This is a genomic window from Candidatus Amarolinea dominans (assembly GCA_016719785.1).
Classification (GTDB): Bacteria; Chloroflexota; Anaerolineae; order SSC4; family Amarolineaceae; genus Amarolinea; species Amarolinea dominans.
Genome location: JADJYJ010000004.1, coordinates 213,727 through 235,865 on the forward strand (window position 1 = coordinate 213,727; position 22,139 = coordinate 235,865).

The 22,139-nt window shown below is 63.0% G+C and carries 22 protein-coding genes; 16 read left to right on the plus strand and 6 right to left on the minus strand.

What is annotated here, in order from left to right:
- The first annotated feature begins 37 nt into the window (after window positions 1–37).
- The 3 genes from IPM84_07465 (at window position 38) to IPM84_07475 (ending at window position 3,697) form a co-directional block, all read left to right on the plus strand.
- A complete protein-coding gene (locus IPM84_07465; GenBank protein MBK9092605.1) occupies window positions 38–1,084 on the plus strand; it encodes a homoserine dehydrogenase in 1,047 nt (348 codons plus the stop codon).
- An 81-nt stretch (window positions 1,085–1,165) separates the two neighbouring features.
- A complete protein-coding gene (gene fbp / locus IPM84_07470) occupies window positions 1,166–2,212 on the plus strand; it encodes a class 1 fructose-bisphosphatase (protein ID MBK9092606.1) in 1,047 nt (348 codons plus the stop codon).
- A 99-nt stretch (window positions 2,213–2,311) separates the two neighbouring features.
- Window positions 2,312–3,697 carry a tryptophanase gene (locus IPM84_07475; protein ID MBK9092607.1) on the plus strand — a complete coding sequence of 462 codons (1,386 nt, stop codon included), beginning with the start codon at window positions 2,312–2,314 and terminating at the stop codon, window positions 3,695–3,697.
- A 3-nt stretch (window positions 3,698–3,700) separates the two neighbouring features.
- On the opposite strand, the gene IPM84_07480 is transcribed toward IPM84_07475, so the two are convergent.
- Window positions 3,701–4,294 (minus strand): hypothetical protein, encoded by a 594-nt coding sequence (locus tag IPM84_07480; GenBank protein MBK9092608.1) that lies wholly within the window; start codon window positions 4,292–4,294, stop codon window positions 3,701–3,703.
- Between the two features lie 185 nt (window positions 4,295–4,479).
- Between IPM84_07480 and IPM84_07485 the strand changes: the two genes are divergently transcribed.
- Both IPM84_07485 and mog read left to right on the plus strand, forming a co-directional pair.
- The gene (locus tag IPM84_07485) at window positions 4,480–5,739 is read left to right on the plus strand and encodes a DUF1730 domain-containing protein (protein MBK9092609.1); all 1,260 of its coding nucleotides are present in this window, start codon (window positions 4,480–4,482) and stop codon (window positions 5,737–5,739) included.
- A 45-nt stretch (window positions 5,740–5,784) separates the two neighbouring features.
- On the plus strand, window positions 5,785–6,414 hold the full coding sequence (gene mog, locus IPM84_07490) for a molybdopterin adenylyltransferase (GenBank protein MBK9092610.1): 630 nt from the start codon (window positions 5,785–5,787) through the stop codon (window positions 6,412–6,414).
- A 172-nt stretch (window positions 6,415–6,586) separates the two neighbouring features.
- On the opposite strand, the gene IPM84_07495 is transcribed toward mog, so the two are convergent.
- The 5 genes from IPM84_07495 to IPM84_07515 form a co-directional block, all read right to left on the minus strand.
- Entirely contained in the window at window positions 6,587–6,940 is a 354-nt protein-coding gene (locus IPM84_07495; protein MBK9092611.1) for a nucleotidyltransferase domain-containing protein, read from the minus strand.
- Window positions 6,933–7,163, minus strand: coding sequence for a type II toxin-antitoxin system HicB family antitoxin (locus IPM84_07500; protein MBK9092612.1), 231 nt, complete (start codon window positions 7,161–7,163; stop codon window positions 6,933–6,935). Before IPM84_07500 ends, IPM84_07495 begins: the two co-directional genes overlap by 8 nt.
- Before the next feature lie 64 nt (window positions 7,164–7,227).
- A complete protein-coding gene (locus IPM84_07505; GenBank protein ID MBK9092613.1) occupies window positions 7,228–7,503 on the minus strand; it encodes a hypothetical protein in 276 nt (91 codons plus the stop codon).
- Window positions 7,504–8,041: 538 nt separating this feature from the next.
- Window positions 8,042–9,145 carry a formylglycine-generating enzyme family protein gene (locus IPM84_07510; GenBank protein MBK9092614.1) on the minus strand — a complete coding sequence of 368 codons (1,104 nt, stop codon included), beginning with the start codon at window positions 9,143–9,145 and terminating at the stop codon, window positions 8,042–8,044.
- 7 nt (window positions 9,146–9,152) lie between these two features.
- A complete protein-coding gene (locus IPM84_07515; GenBank protein ID MBK9092615.1) occupies window positions 9,153–10,064 on the minus strand; it encodes a serine/threonine protein kinase in 912 nt (303 codons plus the stop codon).
- A gap of 359 nt (window positions 10,065–10,423) precedes the next feature.
- Here IPM84_07515 and IPM84_07520 point away from each other — a divergent pair, with 359 nt between their 5' ends.
- The 11 genes from IPM84_07520 to IPM84_07570 all read left to right on the plus strand — a co-directional run bounded on the left by IPM84_07520 (window position 10,424) and on the right by IPM84_07570 (window position 22,124).
- Window positions 10,424–12,058 (plus strand): iron-containing alcohol dehydrogenase, encoded by a 1,635-nt coding sequence (locus IPM84_07520; protein MBK9092616.1) that lies wholly within the window; start codon window positions 10,424–10,426, stop codon window positions 12,056–12,058.
- A gap of 139 nt (window positions 12,059–12,197) precedes the next feature.
- Entirely contained in the window at window positions 12,198–14,042 is a 1,845-nt protein-coding gene (locus IPM84_07525) for an aldehyde ferredoxin oxidoreductase family protein (protein ID MBK9092617.1), read from the plus strand.
- 60 nt (window positions 14,043–14,102) lie between these two features.
- Window positions 14,103–14,882 carry a patatin-like phospholipase family protein gene (locus IPM84_07530; protein ID MBK9092618.1) on the plus strand — a complete coding sequence of 260 codons (780 nt, stop codon included), beginning with the start codon at window positions 14,103–14,105 and terminating at the stop codon, window positions 14,880–14,882.
- 374 nt (window positions 14,883–15,256) lie between these two features.
- Window positions 15,257–15,595 carry a nucleotidyltransferase domain-containing protein gene (locus IPM84_07535; protein ID MBK9092619.1) on the plus strand — a complete coding sequence of 113 codons (339 nt, stop codon included), beginning with the start codon at window positions 15,257–15,259 and terminating at the stop codon, window positions 15,593–15,595.
- A 3-nt stretch (window positions 15,596–15,598) separates the two neighbouring features.
- Window positions 15,599–15,907, plus strand: a complete 309-nt coding sequence (locus IPM84_07540) for a hypothetical protein (GenBank protein MBK9092620.1) — start codon at window positions 15,599–15,601, stop codon at window positions 15,905–15,907.
- A 263-nt stretch (window positions 15,908–16,170) separates the two neighbouring features.
- Complete coding sequence (locus IPM84_07545; GenBank protein ID MBK9092621.1) at window positions 16,171–16,491, plus strand: nucleotidyltransferase domain-containing protein; 321 nt, start codon at window positions 16,171–16,173, stop codon at window positions 16,489–16,491.
- Window positions 16,492–16,508: 17 nt separating this feature from the next.
- Window positions 16,509–16,883 (plus strand): HEPN domain-containing protein, encoded by a 375-nt coding sequence (locus IPM84_07550; protein MBK9092622.1) that lies wholly within the window; start codon window positions 16,509–16,511, stop codon window positions 16,881–16,883.
- Window positions 16,873–18,075 carry an SLC45 family MFS transporter gene (locus IPM84_07555; GenBank protein ID MBK9092623.1) on the plus strand — a complete coding sequence of 401 codons (1,203 nt, stop codon included), beginning with the start codon at window positions 16,873–16,875 and terminating at the stop codon, window positions 18,073–18,075. Before IPM84_07550 ends, IPM84_07555 begins: the two co-directional genes overlap by 11 nt.
- Before the next feature lie 88 nt (window positions 18,076–18,163).
- Window positions 18,164–19,018: a cyanophycinase gene (locus IPM84_07560; protein ID MBK9092624.1), complete on the plus strand. Its 855-nt coding sequence runs from the start codon at window positions 18,164–18,166 to the stop codon at window positions 19,016–19,018.
- A gap of 17 nt (window positions 19,019–19,035) precedes the next feature.
- Complete coding sequence (locus IPM84_07565; protein ID MBK9092625.1) at window positions 19,036–19,860, plus strand: cyanophycinase; 825 nt, start codon at window positions 19,036–19,038, stop codon at window positions 19,858–19,860.
- A gap of 35 nt (window positions 19,861–19,895) precedes the next feature.
- Window positions 19,896–22,124 carry an ATP-dependent Clp protease ATP-binding subunit gene (locus IPM84_07570; GenBank protein MBK9092626.1) on the plus strand — a complete coding sequence of 743 codons (2,229 nt, stop codon included), beginning with the start codon at window positions 19,896–19,898 and terminating at the stop codon, window positions 22,122–22,124.
- Window positions 22,125–22,139 lie beyond the last annotated feature (15 nt).

A 22,139-nucleotide genomic window follows, 5' to 3' on the forward strand; every position in this document is an offset into this window, starting at 1 on the left:
CACATTTTTGCGACGCAGTACACGAGAAGGAGAATTCGTGAAGCACAAAGTGGCATTGATCGGTTTTGGTACTGTCGGCCAGGGGCTGGCGGAGATCTTGCAGGCACGCGCGACCGCATTGGAGGTCAACAGCGGTGTGACCTTTGTCGTCGTCGCGGTCAGCGATCTGCTCAAGGGCAGCGTTTACCAGCCGGATGGGCTTGACCTGGGCCTTTTGCTCGACCTGGCCCGCCGGGGCGAGCGCCTGGATGCCTATCCCGATGGCCCAGGAATGATCAAAGGCTGGGACAGCCTGACCACCATTAGCGCCAGCCAGGCCGACACCGTGGTGGAGGTGAGCTGGACCGATGTCAAGACCGGACAGCCGGCCATCAGTCATGTCAAAGCAGCGTTGGCCAGCGGCAAGCATGCGGTGCTGACCAACAAAGGCCCCATCGCCCTGGCTTACCACGAGCTGCAAGCAGCCGCGGACGCGGCTGGCCGCCTGCTGCGCTTCGAAGGCACGGTGATGAGCGGTACGCCTTCCATTCGCCTGGGGCGGCAGGCCCTGGCCGGTTGTCAGATCAGCGAGATCAAGGGCATTCTCAACGGCACCACCAACTACATCCTGACTCAGATGGAGGCAGGAACCAGTTACGCGGACGCGCTGGCCTCGGCGCAGCACCTGGGGTATGCCGAAGCTGATCCGACGGCCGACGTGGAGGGTTTCGACGCGCTGGCCAAGGTGGTCATCCTGGCTAATGCGCTGCTGGGCGCCCATGTCAACCTGACAAGCGTGCCTCGCCAGGGCATCACCGGCCTCAGCCAGGCCGACATTGCCGCGGCCGCAGCGGCCGGCGAGCGCTGGAAGCTGATCGGTCGCGTCACCCGACAGGCCGATGGCACGGTTGCGGCCAGCGTGCAGCCGCTGCGGCTGCCATTCGCTCACCCCCTGGCCGGCGTGAGCGGTGTGACCAACGCCATCACCTTCACCACCGACCTGCTCGGCGATGTCACCCTCGTGGGGCCGGGCGCCGGGCGTCAAGAGACCGGTTTTGCCGTCTTGAGCGATCTCCTGGATATTGCGCTGCACAGCCGGTCGTAGGTCATCCTGACCCGCTGTGCCCGCAACCCGTCAATTGTCAAGTTCCAAGCGCGTGACAGTACCCAGTAAGGAGGAGAAACAATGGCGTCATTCCTACCCAGAGGCCCGCTGCAGACCATCGAGCGCCACATTTTGGAGCAGCAGAAGTTCCATCCCGAGGCCACCGGCACCCTGACCGGCCTGTTGTACGATATGGCCCTTGCCGGTAAGATCATCGGCAGCCATATTCAGCGCGCCGGCCTGGCTGAGATTCTCGGCACGACCGGCGAAGAGAACGTGCAAGGCGAGGAGGTGCAGAAGCTGGACGTGTTTGCCCAACGCACCATCTATCGCCTGAACGACCACACCGGGCGCCTGGCCTGCATGGGCTCCGAAGAAGAACCTGAAATTATCGCGATTCCAGAACGCTTTCCCCAGGGCAAATACGTCCTGCTCTTCGATCCGCTCGATGGTTCATCGAACATTGACTCGAATGTCAGTGTCGGCACCATCTTTTCCATCTATCGCCGTGTGACGACCGCCGGCCCCGGGACGAATGAGGATGTTCTGCAGCCCGGCAACCGCATCGTCGCCTCTGGCTACATCATCTACGGCTCCAGCACGATGCTCGTCTACAGCACAGGCTATGGCGTTCATGGTTTCACCCTGGACCCCATGATTGGTGAGTTCCTGCTTTCCCATCCCGACATTCGCGTCCCGGAGAAACCCAAATACTACAGCGTCAATCAAAGTAACGAGATTCACTGGTCGGACGGGATACAGCGTTTCACCCGCTACATGCAGGGCATGGACAACGGCTTCAAGGGTCTTTCTGCCCGTTACATTGGTTCGATGGTGGCCGATTTTCACCGCAATCTGTTGCAGGGCGGCATCTTCTACTACCCGGCCGATCTGAGGGACCCCCAAAAACCGACGGGCAAGCTGCGTCTGCTGTATGAATGCGCGCCGCTGGCGTTCATTGCCGAAAACGCTGGAGGGTATGCCTCCAATGGCCGGCAGCGCATTCTCGACATCCAGCCCACTGCGCTGCATCAACGGGTGCCGCTCTACATCGGCAATCGCAGCCTGGTGGAAAAGGCCGAAGAATTCATCCGCTCGTACGACAAACATACGACAAACACTAATTGAAGTGGCGCGTCGGAAACCCGGTCCTGCCTGGCAGGGGCCGGGTTCCCGCGCCATGATCCGGAGTCTGACCGCTGCCCCTGGTTTCAATTTGGAGGAGCCGTGCATCCACATTTCAGAACGATTATCGAACCGTTTCGCATCAAAACGGTCGAACCGATTCAATTTACCACTTGGGAACAGCGCGCAGACATCATCAAGGCGGCCGGCTACAACCTGTTCCTGGTACGCGCCGAAAATGTGCTGATTGATCTGCTGACCGATTCGGGCACCGGCGCCATGTCTTCGTTTCAATGGGCCGGCATGATGCAGGGCGATGAGAGCTACGCCGGCGCGCGTTCGTTCTACAAATTCGAAGCGGCCGCGCAGCGCATCACCGGCTTCAAGCACATCATCCCCACACACCAGGGGCGGGCAGCCGAGCGCATTCTGTTTGGCAACGTGTGCAAGCCCGGCTACGTGGTCCCTAACAACACCCATTTCGATACCACCCGCGCCAACGTGGAGTGCCAGGGCGCGCAGGCGCTCGATCTGCCCTGTGCCGAGGCGCATCAGCCGGCGCTCATCGCACCGTTCAAGGGCAACATGGACGTGGACGCGCTGGCGCACACCCTGCAAACCGTCCCCCGCGACCAGGTGCCGGTCGTCATGCTGACCGTCACCAATAACTCTGGCGGCGGGCAACCGGTCAGCATGGCCAATATCCGCGCGGTCAGCCAGGTCTGTCATGCGCATGGCGTGCCCTTTTTCCTGGATGCCTGCCGCTTTGCCGAGAATGCCTTCTTCATCAAGCAACGTGAGCCAGGCTACGCGGACAAGACGGCGCTGGAAATTGCCCAGGAGATGTTCTCCTATGCCGACGGCTGCACCATGAGCGCCAAGAAGGACGGCATGGCGAACATCGGCGGTTTCCTTGCCCTGCATGATGATGACCTGGCGCAGCGCTGCAAGAACACCCTGATCCTGACCGAGGGCTTCCCAACCTACGGTGGCCTGGCCGGCTACGATCTGGAGGCGATTGCGGTTGGCCTGGAGGAGGTGCTGCACGAGGACTATCTGCGCTACCGCCTGCGCTCGATTGCCTACCTGGGCGAAAAACTGGACGCGGCCGGCGTGCCCTTCATGAAACCGACCGGCGGCCACGCGCTCTACCTGGATGCCGCGGCCATGTTGCCGCACATCCCGGCCAGCCACTACCCGGCGCAGGCCCTGGCGGTGGCGCTCTATCAGGAAGGCGGTATCCGCAGTGTGGAGATTGGCAGTGTGATGTTTGGTCGCGTCCACGCCGATGGCAGCGAGGAGCCGGCCGCCCTGGAACTGGTGCGCCTGGCCTTCCCGCGGCGGGTGTATACGCAGAGCCATGTGGACTATGTCGCAGAAGTTGTCACCTATGTCGCGCGCCTGAAGGACAACCTGCGCGGCTACCGGATTAGCTGGCAGCCGCCGCAGTTACGCCACTTCTCGGCCCAGTTCGAACCGCTGAGGTGAAGATCAAAGCGGACGCACGGTATACACGATGCGTCCTTCCTGCACTTCGACATCTTCCACATAATAGCCGGTGGTGCTGCCAGTCAAAACCCGCTCCAGCAGGCCGGGGATTGCGGCCGTCAGCAGGTTGTTTGGCTCGACGCTCTCGGTGTTGAAATGGGCCACGCCATCGGTTGCCGTCACCGTGCCTACGACCCTGAGCGATCCCATGTTCAGGATGCCATAGCGCAGACTGTCAACCGTCAAAATCACTTTGCCGCCGGTGAAGGTCGCGTCGAAGTTCTCGGTCTGAACTTGCTCCTGCATCTCGTCGCTGTTGACCGAGTCCTCCAGGTCCTGTTCGGTGACGATGAACTGCTGGCTCTGGTCCGCACCCTCTGTCGGCGGCGTGGCGGCGGTCAGGGGGGTGGGTGTGGCGCGTGCCAGCGTAGGCAGCGGTCGCGGGGTGGGCGACGTTGTTGCTGGCGGCGGGTCGCTTGGCCCCGACGGGGTCGCGGTCGGCGCGACGGCCGTGCTGCGGGCGGAGAGCGAGCCACAGGCCAGGATGAGCAGCAGCGCGCTTGCCGCCAGCAGAAGAGCAGACAGGCGATTTTTCACAGGCAGAGTCCTCATTTCACAAGAATCGCAGGCGGCTTAGCGCCTGTGCGGTTTTGCTGACGTCGGCGCATCACCAATCGTTCCGGCGCAGAGCCATGATTATAGCCGAATGCGCCGCCGGGTCAAGCGCCATCTTTGACAAGCCACGTGAAAGGGCTACCATACGGCCACCTATGCACGTCTCCATGATAACACCACAGCTAAAAGCCCTGACGCAACAGTTGAAACAGCGCGCCCGTGACCTGGGCTTCGACCTGGTTGGGATTGCGCCGGCCGGACCCGCGCCGCAGGCAGATGCCTACGCGCGCTGGCTGGCCCGCGGTTACCACGGCGCCATGGGCTATCTGGCGCGGCCAGACGCCGTGGCCGCACGCGCGGAGGTGCAGCAGCGCCTGCCCAACGCCCGCTCACTGGTCGTGCTTGGCATCAGCTACGCGACAGGCGCGCTGCCAGAGCTGCTGGCCGCGGACCCGTCACGCGGCCGGATTGCCAGCTTTGCCTGGGGTATGGATTACCACGATCTGCTGAAGCCGCGCCTCTACGCGCTGGATGGCTGGCTGCGCGGTCGAACGGGGCGCACGACGCCGGGCAAGGTGAGCGTTGATTCGGCGCCGGTGCTCGAACGCGGCTGGGCGCAGCAGGCCGGAATCGGCTTCAGCGGCAAGAACACCTGCCTCATTCACCCCCGGCTCGGCTCCTGGCTGCTGCTGGCTACCCTGCTGGTGCCAGAAGAGCTTGAGTTCGATGAGCCGGCGACCCTGACCACTGACGTAGCCGCGGCAGCGCCGATTGCCCTGTTGGACATCGAGCAGCAGACCCCGCGCGCGCCGGCCTGGCGGTTTGCGGACGGCGCACGCGGCGGCTGCGGTGGCTGCACCCGCTGCCTGGCGGACTGCCCAACGCAGGCCTTTGCGGCGCCCTTCGTCCTGGATGCTCGCCGTTGCATCTCGTACTTGACCATCGAACTGAAGGGCGCCATCCCGCGTGAACTGCGGCCGCGGCTCGGTAACTGGATTTTCGGCTGCGACGTGTGCCAGGCGGTGTGTCCCTGGAACGGGCGCCGCTGCCAGGCCGATGCGGCCAGGGCGACGGCCCTGTTCGCCCCGCGGTTGGATGACCTGGCGCCCCCCCTGCTCGACCTGATCGAACTGGATGATGCGGCCCTGCGCGCACGTTTTCGCCGCAGCCCGCTGCTGCGCGCCGGCCCGCGCGGCTTGCTGCGCAACGTGTGCGTGGCCCTGGGCAACTGGGGTCATCCCGTGGCTGTGCCGGCGCTGGCGCGGCGCCTGGCTGATCCTGAGCCGCTCCTGCGCAGCCATGCGGCGTGGGCTTTGGGGCAGATGGATGATCCCGCGGCGCGCCTGGCCCTGGCCCGCGGCTGGCGGACCGAGACTGACCCTGACACGCGTCTGGAGATCAGCCTGGCGCTGGACAAAGCGCGGTAAGAACGCGGCCGCACGCCTCTTGAGAAAGGAACCAACACCATGCTTATGCGAGTCGGAGTCTTGACCGTCAGCGACCGGACGGCACGCGGGGAAACAGAGGACGCCAGCGGGCCGTTGTTGCAACAGATGGTGCGTGAGCGCCTGGCCGGCCTGATCGTGGCGACCGCGGTGGCGCCCGATGAGCGCAACGTGATCGAGGAAGTGCTGCGACGGTGGGCGGATGAGGAAGAAATAGATCTGATTCTGACGACCGGCGGCACCGGCTTTGCCCTGCGCGATGTCACGCCGGAGGCCACGCGCCACGTGATCGAGCGCGAAGCGCCCGGTTTCGCGGAGGCCATGCGCGCAGCCAGCCTGCAAGTGACGCCGCACGCCATGCTCAGCCGGGCTGTGGCGGGCATTCGCGGGCGCACACTGATCATCAACCTGCCGGGCAGCCCCAAGGCGGTGCGTGAGAATCTGGAGACGATTCTACCCGCGTTACCGCATGCCATCGAACTGCTGCAGGCGCCCCCCGCGGCCACCTACGCCTTCGCGCAACCGGGCGAGCATCAGCCTGCGCCAGCGCAAACACCTGCACCCGCCGGCGGCGCACCGTCCCCGGCCTGGGCGAGCCAGTTCGAGGCTTACCTGGCGCAGAAGAAGGCGCGCTCACCGCACACCGACGACGATTAGCCCTGTAACGCAATCCTCCGGATTGCAGCCTGACCCTGTGGAACCAGGCCTGTGAGTAGCGGGCAGCCTCGCAGGCGGTGGAGGAGCAGCCATTGCAGATGTGTGGGTGATTTTCACCGCGGAGGTCGCAGATAGCGCAGAGGAGATGAGTAGGGCAGGAAGCAGATGGCTGTCATTGCACGAGAATACCGCGTGTCTTGACTTCCCAGGCCAGCGGATGTTCATCGCGGAACTGTTCGGGCCGGAAGCCGATGACTTCGAAGCGCGCATCGAGTCGCGTCGCCAGGGTGGTCAGGCGCACCCAGTCCTGTAAGCGGTCCCCCGTCAAGTCTGGCGAGATCACCGCGACATCAATGTCGCTGTCGGCGTCAGCCGTGCCAGCCGCGTAAGAACCGTAGAGATAGACCGCGGTCATATCCAGGTCCTGTGCGCACAGGACGCATCGCAATTCCTGCACCTTGAGGATGACCTGCTCTTGTCTTATGACTCCGCTTTTGACTCTCGCTGCAATTCCCGCTTCAGCCATGATGCAACCTCTTGTGCGGTTCAGGGATGGTCATGTTCTGCTCCAGGGCCACGGTCAGCCAACCCTGCATCGCTTCGCGGATCATCGCCAGGGCTTCGTCCGCGCTGTCACCCTGACTCATGCACCCCGGCAGTTCCTTGACGCGCACAAACCAGCCGTCTTCTGCGTCCTGCTTGAGTTCAATCGTGTAGGGTAGGCTCAAATAGGGGGTTGTCTTTTTCATCGGATTCTCTTTCATTCGTCCTGCAGCGCCACCAGGTTTTCCTCCAGCCACCGCTCGAAGCGCGTCACGGCCTCCTGCCTGCGCTGGCTGTGCGCCGACCGTCGCGGACAGATTCCTGTGGAAAAAGGGCAATCAGGGTGCGCAGTGCGCGATTCACCGAATCGGAATCAGGGAAATAGCGCAGGACATCTGGGTCGAGGATCACTGCTCCCTGGGTTGGCTTGACCTCACGCGTGACCGTCGCACCGTCCGCGGCATGAATGATGATCGTATATCCGCCCTGCATGGCCGCAGCATGCTTTCCGCGTACGCCCCGCGAGAAATCATACTCAGATCGCATGTCGTCATCTATGGTTTGCACGTTGTCACTTGTCGCGTTGCTCACAGTTCATTTCCCTGATCTTCGACCACATCAACCGGATTGAATGAAATCTAGCGTGCGTGAGGCATTATAGACGATGCCTCAAGAATGAACAAGCCAACCGATGAACCGGCGTTTGGACGTTGTCAAGCAACAAAATCATGCTTGCAGCGTCAACGGCGCAAGCCGGAGGCTTGCGTTACGAAGCCGTAGGTCACGTCTCTGGCGTGACGACGCCGTCTCCAACAAATCATGCTTGCCTTATCCCTGTCCGTAACTGCTCAGGCCTCGTGCGCCGACTGCGGCCGCCGCATGAATTCGGGCCGCAAGGGCGTTCCGCCCCCAAGTCAGCCTGCGCCGACCGGCATTGCGTCCACGCAGGTGGACGCCCGGCGGCACGCCCATCAGGCGCGATTTCAATCGCTCAACCTCAACCCAAGCAGCGGGCCGCTGCCCCCTGCACCCCCGCTCAGCTCTGTCTCGCCATGCTGTTCCCTGACTTACACCCAGCACGTTATCAATAGGACTCAGAAATCCAGAGGCCCCAGAGTTTCAGAGGCCGGGGACGCCACCCGAAAACCATCGTAAACAAAGCGGTAGCGGGGACATGCCCATCCCGACAGGCGGAGCGCACATACATCGCTTGATTGTTCCAACTCCCGCCCCGCAGGATACGAACATCCGTGCTATTCTGATCCTCTCGCCCATCATCACTTCTATAAGGGTAACTCCCATATTGACTACTCACCCACTCCCACACATTACCGGCCAGGTCATGCACTCCGTAAGGACTCACCCCATTGGCATAACTCTCCGCCGGCGCTGTGACGGCATACTCATCGTTGACGCCAGCATCCTTCGATTTATACCGGCAATTCTTATCACAAAAGTTCAGCCGCGTCCCGTCCCAGGTATTGCCCCACGGATAGAGGCGGCCGTCCGTGCCGCGGGCCGCCTTCTCCCATTCCGCCTCCGTCGGCAGACGTCCCCCGGCCCAACTGGCATAAGCATAAGCCTCGTACCAGCTCACGCACACCACCGGTTGCTGCGCCTGATTGAAGTCGCTGTCGCCCCAGCAATCTGGCTGCGTCACGTTGTTCTGCTGTCTCCAGGCCCAGCCCGCGTCGGTCCAGTACTGCTTCTGGTTGTAACCCCCGGCATCCACGAACTTCCGGTACTGCGCATTCGTCACTTCCGTGCGGTCTATCCAGTACGCAGCCACATTCACCGTGTGCTGCGGTTTCTCACTGCCGTCCGCCTGGCTGTCGCTATCGGCCGATCCCATCGTGAACTCGCCTGCCGGCACATACACCATCACCGCCCCGTCAACTGCACGCGTGCGCGTCGTTCCGCCGCTCAGCGCCGGCGTATTGATTGGTGTAGGCGTATCTGTCGGCGTCGCGGTATTACTTGGCGTAGACGTATCGCTCGGCGTCGGCGTGTCCGGATCCTTCGGCAGCGGCGTCGCCGTCAGCGGGGTCACGGTCACTATTGGTTTCGCCGTCGCCCGGCCGACGACCACGGTCGGCGTGGGCTTGCCGCGGCCGCCCAACGCCCCCACCCTCAACACCAACAACGTCACGGCCAGCGCGCCGATCCCAATCAACGCCCAGGCTGACACGTTGCGTTCACGCCGGCGCTGGCGCAGGCGCGGCGGGAGGCGACGGCCGGCCAATGACCTGGGTGGGCGGGGCAACCGGCGCCGGGGGCGCGGGGCGGGCCGCTTTGGCCGCGCCCAGGCCGGCCTCCAACTCCTGACGCAGCGCGGCCACGCTCTGCGGCCGGTTGGTGGGCTGCGTCTCCAGGCCGTGCAGCAGCGCCCGGTCCAGCGCCGGGCTGAGGGTGGGATTCAGGGCGCGCGGCGGAGTCAACGTCGCCGTCCCCACTGCGCGCTTGACGCTCTCCGGCGGCGCTTCCCCGGTCAGCATCGCGTACAGGGTGGCCGTCAGCGCGTAGACATCGGTGCGCTGATCGGTGTGCGCGCTGCCGTACTGCTCCAGCGGCGCATAGCCCGCGGTCACGCCCAACGCGCCGCTGGCCGTGCTCTGGTAGGTTGAGCCCACCTTGCTCAGGCCGAAGTCCACCAGGAAGGCGTGCCCCTCCGGCGTGATCTTGATGTTCTGCGGCTTGATGTCGCGGTGAATGATGGGCGGGTTCTGGCTGTGCAGGTAGGTCAAGGCGTCGCACACCTGCCCCAGCCAGCTCAGCACCTCGGCCGGCGCTTGACGACGGCGCGCGGCCAGCAGCTCAGCCAGGTTGATGCCCTCGATGAAGGTCATCACCAGGTACTGCGCGCCGTCGGACGTGATGAAATGGTCGGTCACCGTGGGCAGGTTGCTGTGGTGCAGCCGCGCCAACGTCAGCGCCTCGCGCTCGAACTGGACGCGGGCGTCGGGCGTCACCAGGCTGTTTTCCTTCAGCGCCACGGCCATGCGCAGGCGTTGATCGAACGCCTTGTAGACCGCGCCCATCCCGCCCTGACCAAGCAGCGCTTCGACGCGGTAACGGTTTTCCAGAATCATGCCAGGTTGCAGAGGCATCGGGTACACTCCTTCGATGTTTTTTTTCTCTGCCACGAATTTCACTAATTTTCACGAATTATTCTTCTGCCTTCGTGTCAATTCGTGTAATTCGTGGCAAAAATCCGCTTAGCTTTCTCTGCCACGAATTTCACTAATTTTCACGAATTGTTTTCGTCTCATTCGTGCAATTCGTGGCAAAAAATCCTGACGCCATTATAGACGACTGCACCGGAATGAACAAGCCGCCGAGCGCGGGGCGCCGCCCGCCAATGCGCCCCTGCGCTTTGTCAGCAGGCCAAAAGCATGTTACAATGACCATATCGCAGTGCGTCATCTTTGCGCTGCGTCCATTGGATCACATAAAGGAGTAGCGAGCGATGAAACTTCCGTTTCCGAGCGAGGAATGGGCAAAGCAGTTGCAGGTGGAACTGAACCAGAGTCAAAATTACGCGGAGGCTGCGGCCACGTGGGAAGGCGACTTCTATTTTATTGTGGATGCGGGCCAGGGCATCGCCAAAGAAGAGGTGATGTACCTGGACCTGTGGCACGGCAAATGCCGCGAAGCCGGCATGCTGGCCGATCGCACGGTCAAGACCCCGGAATTTGTCATTGCCGCGCCGCTGGCCGCGTGGAAACAGGTCATCGGCCGCAAAATTGACCCCATCCAGGCCCTGGTGACGCGCAAGCTGAAGCTGCAGGGCAACATGCTCAAGATCATGAAGTCGGTCAAAGCCGCCAATGAGTTGGTGCGCTGCACCACCTTCATCCCCACGCAGTATCCCGGACGAGGCGTAAGACCGCACGCGAGGCGGACGGCCTGCGGTCCCCAACAGGAGGCGGTTATGTGGTTTTTCAAAGCGCCTGAGATCGTCTACGGCGAGGATGCCCTGAGCTACCTCAGCCAACTGCAGGGTCAGCGCGCCTTCATTGTCACCGATGCCGTGTTGGCAAAACTGGGCTATCCGGAGATGGTCATCGCCCAGTTGAAGGAGGCCGGCATCCCCGCGGCCGTCTTTTCGGACGTGGAGCCGGAGCCTTCGCTGCAAACCGTGCGCAAGGGCGCGGCGGCCATGCTGGAGTTCGAGCCGGATTGGATCATCGGCCTGGGCGGCGGCAGCGCCATGGACGCGGCCAAAGCCATGTGGATCCTGTACGAATACCCCGACATCGAGCCGGCCGCGATCAACCCGATCGTGCCCATCGGCCTGCGCAGCAAGGCGCGGCTGATCGCCATCCCCACCACCAGCGGCACCGGCTCCGAGGCGACTTGGGCCACGGTGTTGACCGATGTGGAAGAGCGGCGCAAACTCGGCCTGGCCTCGCGCGAAATTTTGCCTGACCTGGCGATCGTGGACCCGGCGCTGACGGCCAACCTGCCGCCCCGCGTCACCGCAGACACCGGCATAGACGTGCTCACGCACGCGATCGAGGCCTACACCAGCTCCTGGCACAACGATTTCTCCGACGGCCTGGCGCTGAAGGCCATCCAACTGGTGTTCAGCTACCTGCCTACCGCGGTCAGCCAGGGCGCCAGGGACATGGAGGCGCGCGAGCGCATGCACAACGCCGCCACCATCGCCGGCATGGCCTTCGGCAACGCGCAAGCGGGACTCGCCCACTCGCTGGGCCATACCCTGGGCGCCAGTTTCCACATCCCGCACGGCCGCAGCGTGGGCATGTACTTGCCCTATACCATCGAATACTGCGTGCGCGGCGAGGACCCGACCCGTTACGCGGACATTGCGCGCTTCCTGAGCCTGCCGGCCGCGGATGAGGCGCAGGGCGCGGCCAGCCTGGCGGCCGCCATCCGTGACCTGGAGCGCCAGATTGGCCTGCCGCTGTCCGCGCGCGAGATGGGCATTGACCCCGCGCAGTACGACGACGAAATCAGCCGCATGGTGCTGTTGGTGGAAGGCGACACCTCGGTAACGATGTCTGCCCGCGTGCCCAATCAGGCCGACACCGCCAAACTCCTGCGCTACACCTTCGATGGCACACCGATTGACTTTTGAGCGCATGCGCGCCTGAAACCGCCGCGGCCTGGTGACGGTGATCGTCGCCAGGCTGGCGGGCGGGATGACCTGCCCCGGGTGAAAAACCGCTGCCGACCCTGCGATCTGGGCAGCGCCTGACGAAAACGAGGACACTCGTATGACCACCCTCCCTGGCTATCTCGGCCACATCCTGCGGGTTGATCTGACGCAGCAGCGCACCTGGATCGAACCGCTGAACGCAGACTACGCAGCCCGTTTCCTGGGCGGCAGCGGCCTGGGCGCGCGCTATCTGTGGGACTATATCACGGCTGACACCGACCCCTTGGGGCCGGACAATCCGCTCATCTTCATGACCGGCCCCTTCGTGGGCACCACGACGCCGGCCGCGGGCCGCTTCAGCGTCGTGACACGCTCACCGGCCACCCGCCTGACCGGTGAGGGCAACAGCGGCGGCTTCTTCGGCCCGGCCCTGCGCCAGGCCGGCTTCGATGGCATCATCATCACGGGCCAGGCGCAAACACCGGTCTACCTGAGCATCCTTGACGGTGCAGCGCAGTTGCACGACGCCAGCCACCTGTGGGGTCTCGACAGCTACGCGGTGCAGGAGCGGGTCAAGGCCGAGATCAGCCAGCCCAAAGCGCGCGTGGCTTGCATTGGGCCGGCCGGGGAACGGCTGGTCAAATTCGCCGCGGTGATGAATGACCACGGCCGCTGCGCCGCGCGCACCGGGCTGGGCGCGGTCATGGGCAGCAAGAAGCTCAAGGCCATTGCCGCCTACGGTCGCGCGGAAATCCCCCTGGCCGATCCCAAAGAGTTCAAAGAGACGCTGCGGCGCACGATGAAGTTCGTCATCGAAGACCTCCTCACGCAGGCGCTGCGCGTGGGCGGCACCGTGCTCAGTTTGGATGCCGGCTTCATGTACGGCGACGTGCCGCGGCGCTATTACACCGCCAGCGAATCAGCACACCTCGAAAATAACGTCAACATGAGCACGATGGCCGAAACCATGCTCACCCGCCACCTGGCGTGCTTCCGCTGCCCCATCGCCTGCAATCGCGAAGTCCACCTGGACAACTATCAGGAGCCGGTGGTGGACGGGCCGGAATACGAAACGGTCGCGGGCTTCACCACCAACCTGGACTCGCCCGACATGCAGGCGGCCGGCATGGCCGGGCACCTCTGCAACCAGTTGGGCATGGACACCATCTCCACGGCGAGTACCATCGGGCTGCTCTACTACCTTTACAATGAAGGGATCATCAGCGCCGAGCAAATCGGCATGGCGCTGCCCTGGGGCGACCCCGAACCGGCCATTCGCCTGACGCGCATGATTGGCAGCCGCGAAGGCATTGGCGACATCGCCGCCGAAGGCGCCCTGGCCGTCGCAACGCACTTCGGGGTCCCCGAACTGGCCGTGCAGGTCAAGAACCTGGAAGTGCCGTTCCATGACCCGCGTGCGTTCATGGGGCAAGGCTTGGTCTATGCCACCGGCAACCGCGGGGCGGACCACATGTCAGGCGATTGCTACGAAGTGGGGCGCGGGCGCATCATCCCCGAACTGGGCCTGGACTTACTCGACCGCTTCGAGCAGTCAGAGGCGCAGGCGCTGATGGCCGCGCGCACGATGGACTATCGCAGCTTCACCAACAGCGCCATCCTCTGCCATTTCGAGGACCCGCAGATTGATAACCTGGTCAGCCTGCTGCGCAGCATCGCCGGGATCGAAGCGGACTATGCCTGGATCGCGCGCATGGGCGAACGCATCACCAACCTCAAGCGCGCGCTCAACTGCCGTTTGGGCGCCACGCGCGCCGATGACACCCTGCCCAAGCTCCTGCGCACCCCGCTGGTCAAGAGCAACACCGAGGGTAACAGCCTGGACTTCGAGATGATGCTGCCGATCTACTACCGGCTGCGCGGTTGGGATTGGGAAACAGGCAAGCCCCTGCCGGAAAAACTGAGCGCGTTGGATCTGCCAGAGGCAGTGGCCGCGCTGTGGTAGCAGACAGAAACCCGGCTTCTGCGAGAAGCCGGGTTTCCTGTGAGATCGAGTCGGAAAACAATGAATTGGTCAAGTAACAAGCGAATCGGACTGGTGTTGGGCGGCGGCGTGGCCCGCGGCCTGCTCCATGTCGGCGTGCTGGAAGTGCTCGAGGGCCAGGGCGTTCCCATTGATTTCGTCGTGGGGGTCAGCTCCGGCGCGATGGTCGGCGCGGCCTATTGCGCCAGTGGGAGCCACGAACAGGTACGCCAAGTCTCTGAGTTGATGCGCTGGGACCGCATTGCGCGGCCATTGCGTCCGTCACGCGCCAGCGGGTTCGGCGTCACCTTTGCACGCCTGGAGCGCTGGGTGGAACAAACCGCCGGTGTCACCACCTTCGAGCAGCTCAAAACGCCGTTGATCGTGGTGGCCAGCGACCTGATGAGCGGTAAGCCGGTCGTCTTCCAGCACGGGCCGTTGGCGCCGGCCGTGCGTGCCAGTTCCTCGGTGCCTGGCATGGTGGAGCCGCTCAAGCTGGACGGGCGCCTGCTGGTAGACGGCGGGATTACCAACAATCTCCCCATCTCGATTGCGCGTCAGTTCGGAGCCGATGTGGTCATCGCGGTCAACTGTTTTCCGCCGCCGCGCGCCATGCCGCGCAGCATGTTCTGGCAGGGCGTGACCGCCATCACCTGGCTGCTCCTGCAGGCCGGGGATGATCCCCATTCGGCCGATGTACTGGTGGAGCCTGACCTTGACCAGGTGAGCCTGCTGCGCCTGGCGAGCGCCGACCTGCGCCACCGCGGCGCCCGCGCGATGATTGCACAACTTCCGCGGCTGCACAACCGTTTGTTCTCCTGACCTGGGCCAATCCTCCCTGCCACGAATTTCACTAATTTTCACGAATTGTTCTGTTGTTTTCGTGTGAATTCGTGTAATTCGTGGCAAAAGACTCTACGGATTCTCTGCCACGGATTTTCACGAATTGACGATAGCCATTACAATTGCATGTCACCCATGCAAATCCACCTTCACTGCCGGGGGGGGGGGGGGGGGGGGGGGGGGGGGGGGGGGGGGGGGGGGGGGGGGGGGGGAGAAGACCAACAGCTCTTTTTGGATGAAGTCAACGACTTCAACCTGGAAGTGAGATACCCCGAATACCGCAGCGAGTTTTACAAGTTCTGCACCCAGGAATTCGCAGAGAGCTATTTCATCAGAATCAAGGAGTTTGTCTCATGGCTGAGATCCCAAATCACGTTCGACGAATCATCGCACAATATCTGACTTCGCTAAGAGACCATGGATTTCAGATTCAGGACGCAATCTTGTTTGGTAGCTATGCCAGCGGCCAGGCGAATCAGTGGAGTGACATTGATTTGGCATTGGTATCTAGCGAATTCGAGGGCATTCGTTTTGCAGACAAGAACAAAATTCGGAAGATCACCATTTCGATCAGCACGGATTTGGAGGTTTTGCCCTTCAATCCGAAAGATTTCACGCCAAGCAACCCACTGGTCAAAGAGATCTTGGACACTGGTATACGAGTCGTTCGATGGGGTGTAGCGCGCCCCTGAATCATGAAGTTTGACTGGAAAAAGACGTTCGTTCTCGGTTTTGGCTTTCTGGGCATCAGCGTGGTCTGGCCGCTGTTCAACATCAACTCCCTGCCGCTGGTCTACGACGTGGGCGGCAATCACGCCATCGGCGCGTTGACCGGGCTCTACTACTTCGCCTCATCGCTGGCCGCCATCGCCGGGCCGATCATTGCCGGCGGGGTGATTGACCTCACCTCGTACAGCGTCATCTGGCTGTTTGCCGCGGTCTTCATGGTGCTGGCCCTGGTGATGATGAGCCGCATTCGGGTGGCGGCGCCTGTGCGCGATTAGCGTTTTTTCGTAACTGCTCAGGCGGCCCCCCTGCCCCCCAATCTTGGGGGGAAAAGCATTCGGCTCCCCCAGGATTGGGGGGCAGGGGGGGCACTCCGGGCGCTATCGGGACCATTCTCACTGCCTGGCTGAGCAGTTACTAATTTTCACGAATTGCCCTTCTCCGATTTCACAAAACTGGCTGTAGCCGTTACAATTGGACACGAGAAGACGTGCTCCAGGGAGTGTGAATTGTGACAAGAAAAAACCGCAAGTCACTCAGAATGTCAAAAGCGACCACCGCTGCGCTCCAGGAAGTAAAGCAGGCCTTGATTGACCTGTATGGCGTGCGTTTCAACCAACTGGTCCTGTATGGGTCATACGCGCGTGGAGCAGCGACTGCTGCCTCGGACGTTGACCTGATGGTGGTGCTGAATGACGATGTCAACCCTGCCACTGAGATCGAACGCCTCAATTCAACCGTTTCCGATATTTGCCTGCGCCACGATCTTCTCATCTCAACGTTCCCTGTTTCACTGGTCTGGTTCGAACAACAACGTAGCCCGCTATTCTTAAACATTCGTCGCGAAGGGGTACCGTTGTGACTTTCCAGGAAAAGGCCTTGCTCGAAAAAGCCGCGCGGTTCATCGCATCAGCCGTTCTACTTATCGAAAACGACGATTATGATTCGGCTGTTTCGCGACTTTATTATGCCATGTTTTTTTGCGCAGAAGCGCTGTTGCTAAGAAAAGGATTGACCTTTTCAAGCCATGCTGGGGTAATCGCTGCTTTTGGTAAGCATTTTGCCAAAACCAAAGAGTTGCCACCAGAAATGCACAACTGGCTACGCGAAGGTTTTGACAAACGACAGTTAGGTGACTATCAAGCGGTGTCAGTGATTGAGCAACCCCACGCTGACAGACTCATGGGGTTTGCTGAACGATTTCTGAAGTTGGCGCAATCGTATCTCATCGAGGGAGGCACGCATGAAGTTTGACTGGAAAAAGACGTTCGTTCTCGGTTTTGGCTTTCTGGGCATCAGCGTGGTCTGGCCGCTGTTCAACAGCCTGATCCCGCCGTTCCTGGAGGACTTGGGCCTTTCGGCCCTGGTCGTCGGTTTCATCCTCACCTGGGACAACCTGATCAACATGTTCCTCCAGCCCTGGGTAGGCGCGCGCAGCGACCGCACGCGCAGTCGCTGGGGCCGGCGCAAGCCGTGGTTGATGGCCGGCGCGCCGCTGGCCGCCGGTTTCTTCATCCTGGTGCCTTTCGTGCGCACCAACTTCGTGCTCCTCGCCCTCGCCATCCTGGGCACCAACATCGGCATGGCGCTCTTCCGCTCGCCCACTGTCGCTTACCTGGGCGATTTGTATCCATCCGAGCAGCGCAGTAAGGCCAATGGCGTCATCAATCTCATGGGCGGGGTTGGCGGCGCGATCGCCCTCTTCGGCGGCGGCGCCCTGTTCAAGATGGGCGTGCCGCTGCCGTTCATCGTCGGCGCGCTGCTGCTCCTGATTGCGGTCGCTGTGGTGCTGGCCTTCGTGCGTGAGCCGGAAGCGCCCGCAATTGACGCATCCCATGAAGCTGCGCCCGGCGTCTGGGACAGCCTGCGTGAAGTGACGAGCGGGGAGAATCCGAACGGCCTGTTCATGCTGCTCGCCATTTTCTGCTGGTTCATGGCCTGGAACGCGGTCGAGGCCTTCTTCACGCTCTACGTGCGCGAAGTGCTCGGCATTGCGGTGGGCACCGGCACGCAGATGCTCACCGCGTTTGCGGCCATGCTCATCCTGTTTGCCATCCCCAGCGGTCTGATTGCCAACCGCATCGGCCGCAAAACGACCATCATGATCGGCCTCTTCGGCATGATGGTCGGGCTGATCCTGGTCCTGATGCTGACCAACCCCACGATCCTGCTCGTGCTCCTGGCGCTGATGGGCGGTTTCTGGGCGCTGGTCAACATCAACTCCCTGCCGCTGGTCTACGACGTGGGCGGCAACCATGCCATCGGCGCGTTGACCGGGCTGTACTACTTCGCCTCATCGCTGGCTGCCATCGCCGGGCCGATCATTGCCGGCGGGTTGATTGACCTCACCTCGTACAGCGTCATCTGGCTCTTTGCCGCGGTCTTCATGCTGCTGGCCCTGGTGATGATGAGCCGCATCCGGGTGGCGGCGCCTGTGCGCGATTAGCGTTTTTTCTACCCTCAGCCATCTTGCCGCGGTGGGTGAAAGCGTGTACAATAGCTGCCATTCCAAGCAGTGAGGTTTCACCCACCGTATGCCAGCACCTGTACCGGCCGGCTTTACTCGAGGCGCCCTCGTCGCGACCGGCGGCCATGAGTCGTTCAGCGACACCAGTACCATCCTGCAGTATTTCTGGCAATTGGCCGGCAGCTTCGGCGCCCGCATCGCCATCATTCCCACGGCCAGCCGGGATTTTGGCGCGGCCGAGCAGGTGCGCGCCCTCTTTGCGCGCTGGGGGGTCAACTGGGTTGAACTGCTGCCCATCCGCACCCGGCTGGATGCCCGCAGCGCGGATGCCCAGGCGGTGATTCAACACGCCACCGCCTACTTCTTCACCGATGGCAACCCGCTGCGCCTCTCCACGGTGTTGGGCGGCACCCCGGTGGCGCAGGCCATCCGTCGCGGCCATGCGCGCGGCAAGGTGGTGGCCGGCAGCGGCCATGCCGGCGCCTTCCTGGCCGAGCACATGATCGCCCATGCCGAGAAGCGGTCGCTGCCGGAACGTGGCATCGTGCGCTTTGCGCCTGGCCTGGGGCTGACCAATCGCGTCATCTTCGTGGCCGACTACACGCGCGAGGCCTGGTACGGCCCGCTGTGCGTGGCGGTTGCCGCCAACCCCTTCCTGCTGGGCGTCGGCATTCACGCCAACGCGGCGGTTGTACTGCACCCCGGCAATCTCCTCGAAGGCGTAGGCGCAGTCGCCGCCGCCCTCGCCAACGGCAGCGGCATCACGCACACCAACCTGTACGAAGTCCCCTTCGGCCAGTCCGTCGCCATCGAAGGCATCGAATTCCAGCAGCTGCCGCACGATCACTACTACAACATTGACCAGCGCGGCCTGCACGAGGAAGAGAACATCCTGGCCGAACCGGCGCGTAGTTCGTTCTAAGAGAGAGATTGGAGATCATGTCACCTGCACCTATTCCGGCCGGTAGCCAGCGCGGGCCGTTGATGGCTATCGGCGGCGCCGAAGATAGAGCCGGCGCGCGCCGCATCTTGCGCCATTTCTACACCCTGGCCGGGGGCGATGACGCCCGCCTGGTGGTCATTCCCACCGCGTCCGAAGACCGGCAGGGCGCGGGCCAAATGCACCTGGATATTTTCCAGTCGTTTGGCGCGGCGACCGTTGAGATCTTGCCGGTGTTCAATCGCCAGGACGCGATCGAACCGGCGCACCTGGCGCCGCTGCAGGCCGCAACCGGCATCTTCCTGGTCGGCGGCAACCAGTTGCGCTTCTCGGCCCTGTTGGGCGGCACCCCGCTGGCGCAAGCCATCCGCCGCGCCAACGCCGCCGGCGTCTTGATTGGCGGCACCAGCGCCGGCGCGGCCGTGCTGTGCGAACACATGATCGCCTTCGGCCAGCAGGGCAGCACGCCGATCCAGCGCATGGTCAACTTTGCGCCCGGCCTGGGGCTGACCAACCGCCTGATCATTGACCAGCACTTCAGTCAACGCCTGCGCACCGGCCGCCTGATGGCCGCGGCCGCGTACAACCCTTTCCTGCTCGGCGTCGGCATTGACGAGGATACCGCCATCATCATCGAGCCGGACAACCGCCTGCGCGTCATCGGCCAGCACAGCGTGGTGATCGTGGACTGCAATTCACTGGAATACACCGACATTCATAAGATGGACGAGATCAAACCGGTCGCCATGCTGGGCGTCACCATGCATGTGCTGGTGGACGGCTACGGTTTCGACATTGACAAGCGCCGCCCGCTGATGCCGTAGATCATTCATCACCGTTCGATAACCAGGAACGACCCATGGGAACACTGAATCCGACCATCCTCGCGCCAGAGATGAGCAAGGCGCTGAACGCGACGCGGCCGCTGCGGCAGCGCTTCAACAAAACGGTGCTGACGCCGGAAATCCTGCTCTACCTGTTCGTCACCAGCCCGGACCTCGATGCCAACCGTGTGCTGCAAAGACTGGCCGCGGAGCGCGGCTTCAAGTTGGATGAGATGGCGCGCACCGCGCAGACGATGGCCGAGATGCGCGACGGGCGCAACGCCAGCCTCGACTTTCTGGGCGATGACGGGCGTCCGGTCGCCCTTTCCGATGAAATGGTCGTTGTGCTGGACGAGGGACACGCCATTGCCCAGGCGGCCGGGGAAATCTACGTCGGCACCGCGCACGCGCTGGCGGCCATGAGCCAGAGGGGCGTCTCCACCGCGGCCATGCTGCAACGCTATGGCATCACCCCTGCGGCCATGACCAACCTGCTGGCCGATGCGGCCGTGGCCCGCCGCGTGACCAGCCCGGACTGGGTGGCGCAGGCCAAAGCGGGCGAGCTGGCGCCTGTCTTTCACCGCGGGGACCTGCTGCGCGACCTGTTGAGCCTGCTGGCGCTGGCAGAAAATCGCCATGTGATCCTGGTGGGGCCGGCCGGAGTCGGCAAGCGCTCACTGGTGCGCAGCCTGGCCCTGCTCATCGCCGAGGGCAAAGGGCCGCCCGATCTGAAGTCGGTCATCACCATTGCGGAGACGGCGCTGCTCGACGATGCCGGCAAAGCGGTGCAGGCCGCGGCCAAACAGGCCAACGGCGGCATCCTTTTCTTGCCAGGCGCCCAGCGCTTCCTGGGCAATTCCCTCGATGCCGAGTTTCCCAAGGCGACGACCGCGGTGCGCCGCGCTTTCCTGGATGGCAGCGCGGTGGTCATCGCCACAGCGACCGACGCGGGCTACAGCGCGGCCATCGCCAATGACAGCCTGATTACCGAGCGCAGCCATGTCCTGCGCGTGTCTGAGACCAACCTGGCCGATACCACCACGATTCTGGGCCTGCATCAGGCCGCGATCGAGCGGGAGTACGGCATCATCATCAACCCGAAGGCCCTGGCGCGCGCCGCCTCCGTGGCCAAGCGCTATCTTGGGCAAAACCCGCTGCCCACCGCGGCCGTGCAGTTGCTGCACCGGGCCGCGGCCGTGGTGCGCATGGGCAATCAGCCGCACGTCGCCTTTCACCCCACGCAGGCCGCGGGGCAGACGCCCGGCGCTGCGCAGGACAACACCCTGGATGAAGAAGATATCCTGGTCGCGGCCAGCCTGATGAGCGGCGTGCCGGTGGCAAAACTGGGCGCTGATGACCGGGCGCGCTTTGCCAACATGGTGGAATTCCTGCACCAGCGCATCATCGGCCAGGAAGAGGCGGTGCTGGCGCTGAGCCGCGCGGTCAAGACCGCGCGCGTGGGTCTCAAAGATCCCAGCCGCCCCATCGGCTCCTTCCTCTTTCTTGGCCCCACCGGCGTCGGCAAGACCGAGCTGGCCAAGGCCCTGGCCGAGTTCCTGTTCGACGATGAGAACGCGATGGTGGTGCTGGACATGAGCGAATATCAGCAGGAACACACCGTCAACCGCTTGATCGGCGCGCCGCCCGGCTATGTCGGCTACGAAAGCGGCGGCCAGTTGACCGACCGCGTGCGCCAGCGCCCCTACACCGTGGTGCTGTTCGACGAAGTGGAGAAGGCGCATCCGCGTGTGCTCGACGTGCTGCTGCAGGTGATGGAGGAGGGACGCCTGACCGACGGCCAGGGGCGGATGACCACCTTCTCCGAGGCGGTCATCATCATGACCAGTAACCTGGGCGCCGAATTCCTGGAGCAGACTATTCTCAGCGAAGAAACGCGCGAGCTGGTCATGCTCAAGGTCAAGCAATTCTTCCGGCCGGAGTTCCTCAACCGCCTGGATGAGATCATCATGTTCCTGCCGCTGACGCAGGAGGAGCTGCGCAAGATCCTGCTGCTGATGATCAAGAAAGAGAACAAGCTGCTGGCCGAGCGCAGCCTGAGCCTGGAAATAACCGCAGACGCCATCACCTGGCTGCTGGCGCAGAACGATCATCCCGAATGGGGCGCCCGCCCCCTGCGCCGCATCATCCGCAAGTTCGTGCGCGAGCCACTGGCCGATTACCTGCTGACACAGGAGCCGCCGCCAGGCGCCGTGCTGCGGCTTGATCCAGGAGCGACGGGATTGGTGCTCACGCCGGGCGCCTGAGCAGAGGAAAACGAT

Excerpts from the sequence above, each read along its gene's own strand:
- IPM84_07545 (MBK9092621.1), top strand. The coding sequence starts at position 16,171 with ATGTCAAAAGCGACCACCGCTGCGCTCCAGGAAGTAAAGCAGGCCTTG.
- IPM84_07555 (MBK9092623.1), top strand. The coding sequence starts at position 16,873 with ATGAAGTTTGACTGGAAAAAGACGTTCGTTCTCGGTTTTGGCTTTCTG.
- IPM84_07520 (MBK9092616.1), top strand. The coding sequence starts at position 10,424 with ATGAAACTTCCGTTTCCGAGCGAGGAATGGGCAAAGCAGTTGCAGGTG.
- IPM84_07560 (MBK9092624.1), top strand. The coding sequence starts at position 18,164 with ATGCCAGCACCTGTACCGGCCGGCTTTACTCGAGGCGCCCTCGTCGCG.
- IPM84_07485 (MBK9092609.1), top strand. The coding sequence starts at position 4,480 with ATGATAACACCACAGCTAAAAGCCCTGACGCAACAGTTGAAACAGCGC.
- IPM84_07565 (MBK9092625.1), top strand. The coding sequence starts at position 19,036 with ATGTCACCTGCACCTATTCCGGCCGGTAGCCAGCGCGGGCCGTTGATG.
- IPM84_07540 (MBK9092620.1), top strand. The coding sequence starts at position 15,599 with ATGAAGTTTGACTGGAAAAAGACGTTCGTTCTCGGTTTTGGCTTTCTG.
- IPM84_07530 (MBK9092618.1), top strand. The coding sequence starts at position 14,103 with ATGAATTGGTCAAGTAACAAGCGAATCGGACTGGTGTTGGGCGGCGGC.
- IPM84_07570 (MBK9092626.1), top strand. The coding sequence starts at position 19,896 with ATGGGAACACTGAATCCGACCATCCTCGCGCCAGAGATGAGCAAGGCG.
- fbp (MBK9092606.1), top strand. The coding sequence starts at position 1,166 with ATGGCGTCATTCCTACCCAGAGGCCCGCTGCAGACCATCGAGCGCCAC.
- IPM84_07525 (MBK9092617.1), top strand. The coding sequence starts at position 12,198 with ATGACCACCCTCCCTGGCTATCTCGGCCACATCCTGCGGGTTGATCTG.
- mog (MBK9092610.1), top strand. The coding sequence starts at position 5,785 with ATGCGAGTCGGAGTCTTGACCGTCAGCGACCGGACGGCACGCGGGGAA.
- IPM84_07495 (MBK9092611.1), bottom strand. The coding sequence starts at position 6,940 with ATGGCTGAAGCGGGAATTGCAGCGAGAGTCAAAAGCGGAGTCATAAGA.
- IPM84_07500 (MBK9092612.1), bottom strand. The coding sequence starts at position 7,163 with ATGAAAAAGACAACCCCCTATTTGAGCCTACCCTACACGATTGAACTC.
- IPM84_07505 (MBK9092613.1), bottom strand. The coding sequence starts at position 7,503 with ATGCGATCTGAGTATGATTTCTCGCGGGGCGTACGCGGAAAGCATGCT.
- IPM84_07535 (MBK9092619.1), top strand. The coding sequence starts at position 15,257 with ATGGCTGAGATCCCAAATCACGTTCGACGAATCATCGCACAATATCTG.
- IPM84_07515 (MBK9092615.1), bottom strand. The coding sequence starts at position 10,064 with ATGCCTCTGCAACCTGGCATGATTCTGGAAAACCGTTACCGCGTCGAA.